Source organism: Novosphingobium decolorationis, from assembly GCF_018417475.1.
Classification (GTDB): domain Bacteria; phylum Pseudomonadota; class Alphaproteobacteria; order Sphingomonadales; family Sphingomonadaceae; genus Novosphingobium; species Novosphingobium decolorationis.
The window spans coordinates 399,563-412,761 of the sequence record NZ_CP054856.1 but is presented as its reverse complement, the minus strand read 5'-3'; the positions used below and the strand labels follow the sequence as shown (position 1 = coordinate 412,761).

At 65.8% G+C, this 13,199-nt stretch carries 8 protein-coding genes; all 8 read right to left on the bottom strand.

Annotated elements, in window-relative coordinates:
* Positions 1-6: 6 nt before the first annotated feature.
* Positions 7-1,179, bottom strand: coding sequence for a CaiB/BaiF CoA transferase family protein (locus HT578_RS01905; RefSeq protein WP_277884184.1), 1,173 nt, complete (start codon positions 1,177-1,179; stop codon positions 7-9).
* Between the two features lie 53 nt (positions 1,180-1,232).
* Positions 1,233-3,914, bottom strand: coding sequence for a TonB-dependent receptor plug domain-containing protein (locus HT578_RS01900; protein WP_213501854.1), 2,682 nt, complete (start codon positions 3,912-3,914; stop codon positions 1,233-1,235).
* Between the two features lie 200 nt (positions 3,915-4,114).
* Positions 4,115-5,452, bottom strand: a complete 1,338-nt coding sequence (locus HT578_RS01895; RefSeq protein WP_213501852.1) for a spinster family MFS transporter — start codon at positions 5,450-5,452, stop codon at positions 4,115-4,117.
* On the bottom strand, positions 5,449-7,092 hold the full coding sequence (locus HT578_RS01890; RefSeq protein ID WP_213501850.1) for a tannase/feruloyl esterase family alpha/beta hydrolase: 1,644 nt from the start codon (positions 7,090-7,092) through the stop codon (positions 5,449-5,451). Before HT578_RS01890 ends, HT578_RS01895 begins: the two co-directional genes overlap by 4 nt.
* A gap of 287 nt (positions 7,093-7,379) precedes the next feature.
* Positions 7,380-8,132, bottom strand: a complete 753-nt coding sequence (locus tag HT578_RS01885; protein ID WP_213501847.1) for an SDR family NAD(P)-dependent oxidoreductase — start codon at positions 8,130-8,132, stop codon at positions 7,380-7,382.
* Positions 8,129-10,300, bottom strand: a complete 2,172-nt coding sequence (locus HT578_RS01880; protein ID WP_213501845.1) for a 3-hydroxyacyl-CoA dehydrogenase NAD-binding domain-containing protein — start codon at positions 10,298-10,300, stop codon at positions 8,129-8,131. The genes HT578_RS01885 and HT578_RS01880 overlap by 4 nt, the downstream gene beginning before the upstream one ends.
* Positions 10,301-10,316: 16 nt before the next feature.
* Positions 10,317-11,525, bottom strand: coding sequence for an acetyl-CoA C-acetyltransferase (locus HT578_RS01875; protein ID WP_213501843.1), 1,209 nt, complete (start codon positions 11,523-11,525; stop codon positions 10,317-10,319).
* Between the two features lie 21 nt (positions 11,526-11,546).
* A complete protein-coding gene (locus HT578_RS01870) occupies positions 11,547-13,142 on the bottom strand; it encodes a class I adenylate-forming enzyme family protein (protein WP_213501840.1) in 1,596 nt (531 codons plus the stop codon).
* Positions 13,143-13,199 lie beyond the last annotated feature (57 nt).

Sequence of the window (13,199 nt, the reverse complement as noted above, 5' to 3'; positions counted from 1 at the left end):
CCACCTTTAGGAGGGGGATCCTCGCGAGCGGTCCGACGGAGCTTTCCAAAGATCCAGCGCATCCTTCAAAGAGAGCTCTTGTCCCCTCGCGATGCGCCCTGGCGTCCTCGAGAAACGCGGCGCGGGTGCGGACTGCCACACCTCATCGCGCTCCACGAACACATCCCGCGCCACGTTCGCGGGATGCTCCATCGCCTCGGACAACGTGAGGACCGGCGTCACGCAGGCATCGATTTCCGCAAAGATTGCTTCCCAGTGCGCCCGTGGGGCACGCGCAAAAGCCTGCGCGAGCGCCGTTTCCAGAGCTGGCCAGCGGCTTCGTTCATGCTGGGGATAAAGCGCGACATCAAGGCCCAGTCCCGTCAGCAGCGCGGCATAAAACTGCGGCTCCAGCGCGCCGACGGCCACGTGCCCGCCATCGGCGCAGGCATAGCAACGGTAGAAGGGGGCTCCGCCATCGAGCAGGTTGGCCTGCGGCTGCTCACACCACTGCCCATTTGCAAGCAGGGCGTGGAACAGGCCCATGAGGTGGCTCACACCATCGACAATTGCCGCGTCGAGCACCTGCCCTTCTCCACTCTTGCGGGCATGGAGTATCGCGCTGACGATCCCGAAGGCGAGATAGAGCGCACCTCCCGCATAATCGCCCACGAGGTTGAGCGGGGCCTGCGGACGCCCGTCGCTCCCGCGCAGCGCGTGGAGTGCGCCGGTGAGGGCCAGATAGTTGATGTCGTGCCCGGCCCGCGCATGCAACGGCCCGTTTTGCCCCCATCCCGTCGCGCGCGCATAGACAAGCCGGGGTGCCCGCTCCAGACATATGTCCGGACCGAGGCCCAGGCGCTCCATGACGCCTGGACGCATCCCCTCGATTAGCGCATCGGTGCGCGCCACCAGAGCAAGAACCCCGTCGCGTCCCGCCGCAGACTTGAGATCGAGTTCGACGCTCGTGCGGCCACGGTGCAAGATGGCCGCACCTACGTCGGCATAAGCGCTCTGCCCGCCCGGACGCGTGATCCGCACCACGTCTGCGCCCATGTCGGCCAGGAGCATCCCGCAGAGCGGCACCGGCCCGATCGCGTCGAGCTCAAGGATGCGCAAGCCCTCCAGCGGACCACCGGGACGCATCGCCCCTGCCCCGTCATCGGCCTGTGCGCGGGTGCGAGCGAAGGGATCCGTCATCGAGCCGTCTCCATCTGTTCTCCTTGAATTGCCGAAAGTTGCCGGACGCCTCCTCAGTACCGAATGCGCAGGCCCAGCGTGAAATAGCGCCCAATCACGTCGTAGAGGGATCCATCGTAGGCCTGATTGAAGCCCAGGTTCGTCGAGTTGGTCCGCCCCACGCGAGGCTTCTGATTGAACAGGTTGTTCACGTTGAAAAAGAACTCAGGGTTCCCAAACGTCCCCTCATCGAACGCGTAGCGCAGCGTCGCGTTGGTGTAGAAGACGCTCTTTACGCTGTTGTCATCCACCGTGATCGGCAGGACCACGCGGGTCGTCTTGCCGATGTAACGCTCCTGGACCGAAAGCGAGAGGCCCCCGCTCGAGTAGGTCGCCGAGAGATTGCCCCGCCAGCGCGGCAGGCCCGGCGTTCCCGCCTGCTCGACCGTAGGCGCGCCCGGGTTGGTGAACTGGTAGGTGTCGAGATAGGTGCCGATGGCGCGCAGGCGCAGGAAGCCATCGCCCAGTGCTGTGTCGTAGTTGGCCTCGAAATCGATGCCCGAGACCCGGCCCGACTGGACATTCTGGAGCGGAGCGTTGATTTCGGTCAGCACGCCCGCATCGTCGCGGGTGATCAGGCCGCAGAACAGGGCGTTGCCCGCATCGCACTGGTCGACGACGGTCTGGAAGCCCACCTGTGTGATCGAATCCGACAGCTTGATCCGGTAGTAATCGACCGACATGCCCAGGCCGGGCAGCCAGTCGGGCCGGTAGACCGCGCCGAAAGTCAGGGTCCGGGCCTTCTCGGGGCGAAGCGCGGTGTTGCTGCCCGAGAAGGTGAAGATGTTGAGGAACGTCTGGCCGTTGAAATCCGGATCGCTGATCGTGGTGACCGAGCGCACGATGCCCCCGAACAGTTCGTTGATATTCGGCGCGCGGATGTCCTGCGAAAGGCTGCCGCGCAGGCGGAAGCCATCGAAGACTTCATCCGTAACGCCCACTTTCCAGGTCGTGACGCTGCCGCTGGTGCTGTAGTTGGTGCGCCGGATCGCGGCGTTGAGGCTGAGGTCACGCGCCAGCGGGACGTCGTTCAGGAGCGGCACCTGCACTTCGCCGAAGACCTCCTTGACGTTGTAGGACCCCGCGCTGGAACTGAGGTTGCCCGCACTCCAGCCAAACGACATGCCCGTGGGATCAGCGACCTGATCGAGCGAGACCTTGCGATATTCCGCGCCGAGCGCCGCGCTGATCGGACCGGCCCAGCCTTCGAGGAGCGTTCCGTGCATCGAGGCCGCGGCAACGTCCTGCTTGGTCGTCGCGCGCGCGATCGAGGTGCCGGTGAGGTAGCCGCGCTGGGCCTCACTCAGCGGAATCTCACCGAAGGGATCGGTCGGGACACAACCGTTGTCCGGATCCATGAGGGTGGAGCGGCACACGATCGTTCCGTCCGGTCCGAACACGGCGTCGGTCGCCAGGCGTGAGCGCGCCTGGTAGCGGCTGTTCTCGGCGCCGTAGCGGGTCTTGGAAACACTATGCGTACCATAGACGTCCAGTTCCCAGTTCCCCCAGAGCTTCGCGTTGAGGCCGGTCGAGATGCTGTAGGTATCGCTCTCGAAGAACGTGACGTTGCGCCCGTAGTTGCGGTCGAGTTTGCCGAGCTGGATCGAGGTAAGTCCGTTCTCGTCCATGAGCTGGGCTATCGAGTCCGGAAGGTAAGCGTTGTCGCGCTGGATACGGTAGGCGTTGCCGCCAAGGTTGAAGAAGTAGAGGTTGGGGCTACGTGACTTGGCATGGCCGTAGCTGCCTTCGGCAAAGATCTCGACGCCGTCGAAGATTTCGTACTTCGCATGGGCATAGCCGCTCACGTTCTTCACGTCGGCGCTGAGCGGCTGCGCGTAACGGGCGCCGTCGCCACCCACCTGCAAGGCACCCGAAACCAGACTGCCAGGTGTGTAGGGGATCGGGTTGCCCGCGGCATCGAACTGGATATTGTTGAGGCCCGGCGTGATGATCCGGCCCCCGAAGGTCGCAGTGGTAATGGTCACGTTCTCGCGGAACAGGAGATCGGGCTCACCGGGCTGACCCGAGTTGGGATTGGGCATGGTCGACCATCCAGCCCGAGCATAGTCGCGTTTTTCGCCCTGGAGCAGGTCCTGGCTGTTGTAGTTGACGCTGGCCACGATGTGCCCTCGCGAGCCGAGGTTCGCGCCTCCTGCAATCTCAAAGGCCCGTGCGGCGGCGTCGCCGTAAGTCGAGAGGCTCTGGCGGGCCTCGGCCGTCAGGCCCTGGTAGTCGGTGTCGATGATGTAGTTGACCACGCCCGCGATCGCGTCCGAACCGTAGGCCGACGAGGCACCACCGGTCACGATGTCGACACGCTTGACCAGTGATTGCGGAAACACGCCCGCGTCAACCAGTCCTGAACCACCGAAGATCGCCGGTCGACGCCCATTGAGAAGGGTGAGCGTGCGGTTGGCTCCCAGGTTGCGCAAGTTCGGCGTGTTCTGCGTGCTCGGACCACCGCCAATGGTGGGATTGGGCGTGGCCGGAGAGCCCGAAGCCGTCAGCTGCGGCAACTGGCGCAACGCCTCGTTCAGGTTCGGTGCGGCGTCCTTGAGCTGGGCGGAGCTGAGCACGGTGACGGGCGTGGGGGCCTGTTCACCGTTGGTGATCGCGCGCGAACCGGTGACGATGATTTCCTCGGCCTCCTTGGGCGCAATCGTTTGCTCCGGTGCAGGCGCCGAAGCTGGTGGCACCTCTTGTCGGGCCAGAGCTACTCCCGGAACGATGCAGGCCGCAGACGCGAGCAGACAGGTGTAAAGTCGCATTTCAGGTCTCCCCAGATCGTAATGTTATTTTTGATTTCCGGAAATTGTCGTCCGGTCGCTTTGGTTGCCCCCCCCTCTTTGAGGTGGGGCCTGAAAATTCCGGTACGGCGCGGATCCCCGCGCCCGGATCACCCTGGAACTTCCCCTGGACGCCCTTTGGCCGCCCAGAAGCACAGGCTGGAGGCGAGGCTGACGATGGTGACCGCGATGAGCGCCCAGCGCAGCCCTTGCGCCTCGCCCATCGACTGGGCCAGCCAATCGCTGATGAGGCCGATCGAAAGCGGTCCGAAACCCAGCCCCAGCGCGTTGAGAAGAAAGAGGAAGATGGCAAGCACCGTGGCCCGCGAACGGGCGTGCGTCATGCGCTGCACGGCGGCGTAGATCGGCCCGTACCACATGCTCTTGAGCGCGACGGGCACAACCAGCAACGCCAACGAAAAGCCTGCCGATGGCAAGACCAAGGTCGCGATGTAGAGTGGGGCCGCCAGCGCGCTGCCCAGCGCGGGAACCCACAGATAGGCGTGGGGCGAGCGCCAGCGGTCGCCCAGTTGCCCGCCCAGAATGGTCCCGATAGCCCCTCCCAGACCGAAGGCGATGCCAAGACCGATGCCAAGGACCGTCGTCGGCCCGGCAAGACCCAACGCCTTGGCAAGGTCGTCCAGCTGGTCCGCATGGTTGCGCAGAAAAAACGAGGCGTAGAACGTCTGCTGGCCATAGCCCACGAAGGTGGTCAGCGCGGCACCCGCCGCGATCCACCAGAACGCGGTGTTGCGCCGCAGGCTGGCGGCCACTTCGCCCAGCGAGGGAACCGTGTCTTGACTGCGCACGGCTTTGCTCGCCTCGGCATCCGCCCTGCCACGCGGGTCACGCAGGAGCATCCGGATCAGGATCGCGAGCAGGATGCCCGGAGGCCCGACGATCCAGAACGCCCAGCGCCAGCCCAGCGCATCGACCACGAAACCGCCCAGCACCATCCCCAGAAGAGCTCCCATCGGCACGCCCAGGTTGTAGAGCGCAAGCGCGCGGGATTGGTAGGCACGCGGCGTGGCGTCCGCGATCATCGACATCGCCGGAGGACTGCCACCGGCTTCGCCAAGGCCAACCCCGATGCGCGCCGCGAAAACCTCGATGAAATTACGGCCCAAGCCAAACAGCGCGGTGCACCCACTCCAGACCATGAGCGCGGCGGTGATGATGTTCACCCGATCGGTACGTTCGGCAAGGCGCGCGACGGGCAGGCCCAGCGTCGTGTAGAGAAGCGCGAAGCCCAGTCCACTCATCGCCCCGATCTGCCAGTCGGCTAGATCGAGGTCCGTTTTCATGTGCTCGGCCACGATGTTCACGATCTGACGATCAAGGTAGCTGAATGCGTATGTCAGGAACATCATCCCGACCAACAGGTAAGGCACGCCCGCTGAAGGCCGATCGCCTGAGTCCGCGTGCCCGGTGGAAAGGGAAGCGTTCATAGGGTCGTCTCCGCTTGGGTGCAGGAAAAGCTGGCAGCCTGGTCAATCGGACCGCCTCGATAGTGCGCATGGGCGGGATAGGCGCAGAGCGGACGTGTGTAGGTTCCGCCGAGTCCGTTTCTCGCACCTGGAGCAAGGGGGGAGGCTTCGTTGGCTTCCTCGCCAGGCACATGCCCGCGCGCCACGATCGCTTCCGGCGCCTTGTCTTCTTCGACCCACTTCACCAGTGCGCCGAGCAGATCCGCTTTCTCGGGGCCGGGACCTCCGCCGCAATGGCCGACCCCGGGGGCAACGAAGAAGCGCGCGAAGTTGCCGCGCTGCGTTCCGTAGCGCTTCCCCAGGCGGTCAACGTAGCCCTGCGTCTGATAGAGCGAGTGGGTGGCGTCGGCCGCGCCGGCCCACAGGAGCAACTTGCCCGCGTGTGCACGGAAGGCATCGAGGTCCGGCGTGTCGTTGATCATGGCGATGCCCGCGGCATCGTCGGGATTGCCGCTCTGCGCCGGCCAGGCCCGGACCGGATCGGCCGGGCTCCTGGCATAAGGATAGCCCAGCGCGATCGCGGCCCCCTGCTTCAACGCGAAGGGCCGGGCCGGATCGTGCCAGACCATGCGCAGCATGTTCGAGGAAAAGTGCAACCGGATCGAATCGGATTTTAGCTTCGCGTAATCACCCAGCCACCAGGCCCGAAAGCCCGCGCGGCGCGCGGTGATTCCAGTGTCCCAGGGATAGCCCGGATAAAGCTGATCACCCGACGCGTTGCGTACCGGCGCGTGCAAGGTGCGCAGGGCGGTCACTTGGCCAGGGAGAAGGCAGCTCGCCTCTTTTTCCCCTGGGCAGGTCACGGTGCGAAGCTGGGCGACGACACGATGTTCACTGCATTGCCGGTAGTTGGAGACAAGTCCATCGACGAGGCCGTCCGCGCCATCGCAGGCCCGCGCGATGGCGTTCGCGGCCAGCAGGAGATCGCCATCCGAAAAGACCTTGTGGATGGCGGGTTGTCCGTCGGGATCGAGCAACCCGCGGGCGCGAGCCTCCTTCGCCAGCGCTTGCAGGCCGTGGACCGAGGACAACGACTGCATGGGCTGCAGGAACTGTGGAGCCCCGGCAAGGACGCCATCGAAGTGGTCGGGGAAGCGTTGCGCCATCAGGAGCGCCTCGCGCCCTCCTTCCGAACAGCCGACAAAATAGCTATGCATCGGCGCGCCATAGAACTGCGCGGACAGCGATTTCCCGACGCGCGCGACCATGTCGTACGCGTTGAAGAAGTGATCGCGCCGGGCCTGTGGATCGCGCCCGAAGGCGGCCGATCCCCCCGCTTCGGGATCGGCGTTCGCCGCGTTGTGCCCACCGTCGGTATCAATCACCGCGAAGCCGCGAAGGAGCGGCGTGGTGTCCGAGGCAAAGACGTGATCGAGCGCTGTGGGAGTTGCTCCGTTGGAACCGCCACCGCCCAGTTGCACGAAGCGGCCGTTCCAAGCCCCCCCGACCGGCAGGCGCAGGACGAAGGCAATCGCATAGTCCCGCCCGTCCACAGGGCTGGTACGGGGATTGATCCGGCCTGCGATCCGGCAATGGCGGGGAAGCGCCTGCCCTTCCCATTCTCCGGTCTCGATGCGCGGTGCCTCAAAATCGACAGGCACGCCGAGTTCGCGGGACAGCAGGTTCCGCGCAAGGGCTGAGCATCGGGCGCCCTCGTCTCCGGCTCCCGCCCAGGCGACCTCGACACGGCCCGGAGTGCCGTACGCCAGCGGCGCTCCGGCGCACGCCAGCCAGACGCACGTGCGAACCAATGAACAGGCTCTCATGGCCCCTCCCCGATGTTCTTGCTTTTTTGTTGGCTGAAGTCTGGCCCGGTTCTCGAGGCCATCCCCCATCCCAAAGCAGGGGGACGGCGATTCCGATGAAATTTTGTTGAGAAGGCTCCTGATCAGAGCGAGGAGACCAGATGTCCCCCGTCGACGCAGATATCCGCACCGGTCAGGTAGGAACCGGCGTCCGATGCGAGCAGAAGCAGTGGGCCGTCCAACTCTTCGGCTCTGCCCAGACGGCGCTGCGGCACGCGCCGGATCAGCGCGGTGCCCGCCTCACTGGCAAAGAAGTCCGCATTGAGATCGGTCTCGATATATCCCGGGCAAAGCGCGTTTACGCGAATGCCGTGGCGCGCCCATTCGAGCGCGAGGCTGCGGGTAAGCTGCACCACCCCGGCCTTGGCCGTCGCGTAGGCGGACAAGCTGCCCGCCACGCGGTGGCCGAGGATCGAGGCGATGTTGACGATCGCCCCACCGCGTCCCGAGGCTCGCATCCCCTGCGCGGCGCAGCGGGCGACAAGGAAGACACCGGTGAGATCGGTTGAGAGAACCCGATTCCAGTCGTCGAGCGAAGTCTCCAGCGCGGGCGAGGTGATCGTCACGCCCGCGTTATTGATGACGATGTCGAAGTCCGAGCCTACGAGCGCGGCCATGACCGAACTCTCGTCGCACACATCGAGCACAACGCGCGAGGCCACATGCCCCGCTCCTCTCAGTTCGGCGACCAGGGCATCAAGGGGCTCCGTCCGGCGCGCACCAACGACGACCTCGGCCCCGGCTCGAGCCAGAACCCCGGCGAAATGACGCCCCAAACCGGACGATGCTCCCGTCACCAGCGCGCGCTTGCCTTGCAGCGAGAGGATGTCGCTCATGCGTCTTCCCCCGCCAGGACAGGGCGGACCTGACGGACCCGTTCGGCTTCGGTGCGGACGGCTTCGATTGCCGCAGGATCGGGATGGAAGCGCGGGCCAGCCCGGTCGGCAAAGCGGGTGCAATCGGCCACGAAGGCGTCGACCCCGACGGTCGAGATGAGCGAAAGCGCGCCGCCCGTCCAGGCCGGAAAACCGATCCCGAGCACGGAGCCGAGGTCTGCGCTCGCCTCGTCGTCAATCACCCCTTCAGCCAGGCATCGAGCGCTCTCAAGCGCCTGAATGTAGAGCAAGCGCTTGGCGACATCGTCTGCGGCAGGCTGGCTCTCGGCCAGCGGGAACAGATCGGCGAGCCCTTCCCACAGATGCTTACCCTCGTCGGTAAAGGTATAGAATCCGCCACCCGTCTTGCGGCCAAGACGTCCCCTTGCGTTCATTGCCTCGACCACCGGCTCGGCATGGGCCCGCAGGAACCGCGCATCGAGGCCGTCGCGCTGGGCCTGTTCGATCACCCGCTTCTGGAGGTCGAGCGAAACCTCGTCGGTCACTGCCAGCGGTGGTGCGGGGAAGCCCGCCTCGCGCGCGGCGTTCTCGATGAGTGCGGGCGACACGCCTTCGCGCAGCATCGCCATCGCCTCGTCGATATACGTGCAGAACACGCGGCTCGTATAAAAGCCAGGGCTGTCATGAACGAGGATCGGCGTCTTGCGCAGGCGCCCCGCCAGCGCGAAAGCATCGGCCATCGTCGCCGGAGAGGTCTCGGGCCCGGCGATGATCTCCACCAGTGGCATGCGCTCGACCGGTGAAAAGAAGTGCATGCCGATAAAGCGGTAGGGGTCGGGCAACCCTTGCGCAAGGCTGCCGATCGAAAGGGTCGACGTATTGGACGCCAGCACGCCGCCCGGGGCGAGCCCGGCTAGCGCGTCCTTGTAAACCGCGCCCTTGATGTCCCGATCCTCGAAAACCGCCTCGATGATGAGGTCTGTGCCCGAAAGACCAGCCGGATCGGCGGTCGGACGAATCCGTGCGACGATTTCGCGGGCAGATTCTTCGCTGCGCTGTCCGCGCTCGACCTCTTTCGCGCGCAGCCTGGCTGCGTGGTCCTGCGCGCGCTGGGCGGCTTCAGCGCTCGTGTCGAGGAGCACGACGTCGATCCCGGCGCCGGCCGCCACGTTGGCGATGCCAGCTCCCATCATGCCTGCGCCGATCACGCCAAGACGGCCAACCTCCAGCGGTTCGTGCCCCGACGCGGCCAGATCCCGCTTGCGGGCCCGGTTCTGGCGCAGGAAGGCGCGCACGAGGTTGCCCGAAACCTTCCCACCGATCAGCGTGCCGAAATACTTGGCTTCGATCTTCAGCCCGACGTCCATCGCCACCTGGGTGCCCTCGTAGACCGCCGAGAGGATCGCGATTGGGGCGGGATAGCGCCCCTGGCGCGCCCGCAACTGGCTGGCCCGGGCCTGGAAACTGCGGGCGGCGTGCGGCGCCAGAGGACCCGCGCCTCCCGGGATCTGGTAGCCCTTGACGTCCCAGGGCTGCACTCCGGCCGGCCCAGCAAGGAGCCATTCGCGCGCGCGGGCGAGAAGCGCCTCCTCGCTGTCCTCCAGGTCTTCGACGATCCCCGTCGCATGGGCTTTCGCAGGATCGAGGCGCCTTCCCTCGAGAAGGAGAGGCAGCGCCTTCTCGATGCCGAGCATGCGGGCGAGGCGCTGGGTGCCGCCGGCACCGGGCAGAAGGCCCAGCGTCACTTCGGGTAATCCGATCGCAATGTCCGCGCGGGCCAGCAGGACGCGCCGGTGGCAGGCCAGCGCCAGTTCGAGCCCACCGCCGAGCGCCAGCCCGTTGATCGCGGCGACGACCGGCTTGCCGCAGGTCTCCAGCTTGCGCAGCACGCTGCCGTTGGCAATTGCCCAGGCGGCGCCTTGTGCCGGTGTCAGCCCACCGGCCTGCATGTCGAGGATCTGCTCGACATCGGCGCCCGCCATGAAACCTGAGGCCTTGCCCGAGGTGAGGATCACGCCGCGCACGGCCGGGTTGGCAGCCACGTCGTCGATGGCCCGGTCTAGATCTTCGAAGAACTCAGGCGTCAGCACGTTGAACGCGTGGCCCGGAACATCGACCTGCCAGAGCGCGATGCCCGCCTCGTCGAGAGAGGTGTGGATCGTGGTCATGATTTCAGCTTTCCTTTCAGACCCGCTCGACGATCGTGGCGATGGCCATTCCGGCCGCCGCGCACAGCGTGACGAGAGCAGTGTTGAGATCGCGGCGCTCCAGTTCGTCGATGACCGTGCCCAGAATCATCGCGCCCGTGGCGCCCAGCGGATGGCCCATGGCGATGGCTCCTCCGGCCACATTGACCCGGTCGGGTTCGATGCCCATTTCGCGCATGTAGCGCAGCACGACGCTGGCGAAGGCCTCGTTGACCTCAAACAGATCGATGTCCGAAATCTCCATCCCGGCCCGGGCCAGCGCCTTGCGCGAGACCGGCCCCGGTCCGGTCAGCATGATCGCAGGTTCGGTGCCGATGGTCGCGAAGGCGCGGATGCGCGCGCGCGGCTTGAGGCCGCTGGCCGCGGCGAAATCGGCGTTGCCCACCAGGACGGCCGCGGCGCCATCGACGATGCCGCTCGAATTGCCCGCCGTGTGGAGATGGGCGATGGTCTCGATCTCGGGATAACGCTGGAGCATGATCGCATCGAGCCCGTCACGTTTGCCCATGCCGGCGAAGACGGGAGCCAGCTTGCCAAGGTCGGCAAGCGTGGTGCCCGCCCGGACGTGTTCGTCGCGCGCCAGCACGACCTCGCCTAGGACATCGCGCACGGGCAGGATCGAACGATCGAACCAGCCATTTTCCCAGGCATGCGCGGCGCGGGTCTGGCTCTCGATCGCGTAAGTATCGAGCGTCTCCCGGCTGAACCCTTCCATCGTCGCGATGGTGTCCGCGCCGATGCCCTGGGGGATATACCAACTGCCCCAGTTCGCGCTCGGATCGCTATAGCAGGCACCGCCATCGCCGAAGATAGGCACGCGGCTCATCGATTCGACGCCGCCAGCCACGACCGCCATGCCGTCGCCTGCGATGACCTTGGCTGCGGCAAGGTTCACCGATTCCAGCGCGGAAGCGCAGAAACGGTTGACCTGGATTCCGGTGACCCGCTCGTCGTACCCGGCGAGCAGTGCGGCGATGCGGGGCATATCGCAGCCCTGTTCACCGACCGGCGTAACGATGCCCATGATCACGTCCTCGACCAGCGCCGTATCGAGATCGCTACGTGCGCTCAGCCCCGCGAGGACCTGCCGCGCCAGTTCGATCGGCGTGATCTCGTTCAGGCCGCCGCCCGGACGGCCCTTGCCGCGCGGCGTGCGCAGGTGATCGTAGATGAAGGCCTCTGCCATGAAAAATTCCTCGCTTGAATGTCAGCTGGTGGCGCCGGGAACGGCAGCCTCGCGCCACTGAGTGTATTCGATGCGCAGTTCGCGCTTGAGCACCTTGCCCAGCGCGTTGCGCGGCAGATCCGTGCGCAACAGGAGATGGGACAGGCGCTGGTGCTTGCCGAGCCGCGCGTTGGCCCAGATGCGCAGTTCCTCGGCCTCAATAGCCGCGCCGGGATGGAGAACGACCAGCCCCAGCGGGGTCTCGTCCCATTTCGGGTGGGCGATGCCGATCACGCAAACGTCCGCGACAGCCGGATGGCTGCACAGCACGCCCTCCAGATCCGCGGGATAGATGTTCAGCCCGCCCGAGATGATCATGTCCTTCTTCCGGTCGAGGATATAGAGGAAGCCCTCTTCGTCGAGTTGCCCGACATCGCCCGAACGCACGAAGCTGCGCCCGCCCGCATCGCGCCAGATCGCCGCACGCGTGGCGTCTTCGCGCCCCGCGTATTCGCGCAGGAGCCCCGGCCCGCGGGTTGCAATCTCGCCCGGTTCGCCTGGCCCGCAGATACGCCCTTCGTCGAGAATGACCAGTTCCTGCCCCATCAGCGGCTTGCCCACCGACGTCGGCTTGGCCGCCTGATCCTCGGGGCGCAGCAATGTCGATCCGCCTTCGGTAAAGCCGTAAAGTTCATAGAAACGGCGGCCGATGAGGCCGATCAGCCGCTTCTTTTCCTCAGGTCGCAGCGGGGATCCCGCCGAGAGCAGCACGCGCAGATCGGGGAATGCGCGCCCATCCAGACGTCCCTCGTCAAGCAGGGCGCGCAACTGGCTGGGCACGGCGAACGTGTGGGTTATTCCCTCGGCCTCAAGCGCGTCTACATAGCGTTGCGCATCGTAGCGGGCATGGATGTGGAGCGTACCGCCGACAAGCAGCGTGGGCATGACCACGAGCCAGGTCCCGGCGGTATAGAGCGCGGTCGTCACCAGTCCCCTTGCGCCGGGCGCGTAGCCCATCTCGAATCCGTTGGAGAGCGCGAAATAGGTGCGAGCGCCGTGCAGGTGGACCACCCCTTTCGGCGCGCCGGTGGTGCCCGAACTGTACATGATCGAAAAAACGTCATGGGCACCCAGCACAACTGGCGGCTCGGCCTCGTCGACACCTGCGCTGAACTCTGCAAAGTCGCGCCAGCCTCCATGCGCCCCTTCGGGCTCAGCGAAGTCGAGACCCACGAATCCGCCAGATACTACCGCCGTCAGCTGTGGCCTGACGGCATCGACGAGATGGCGTAAGTCCGCGGTGCAAAGGACATGGCTGGCGCCGCAATCGTTGAGGATCGTTGCCACCTGATCGGCCGCCAGCATCGAGGAAATCGGCACCATAGCTGCGCCCGACTTGACGGTACCGAACATCGCCACGCACGCCGCAACGGACGAGGAGGCCAGCACCGCGACCCGGTCACCCTTGCCCACACCGCTGGCAAGAAGGGCGTTGGCGAGACGGTTCATCCGGGCGTTGAAGTCGCCCCAGGATACCACCTCCCCGGCGCATACGAGCGCAGGGGAGGCCGGGCGATTGCGCGCGTGACTCGCCCAGATCTCGGGTAGAACGGTATCCGCAATATCAAATGACGTCATTGGCCTGACTCTCCCATCTGGTTCGGGAGCCCGTTTCTTGCAGGTCACCCGGCGGAA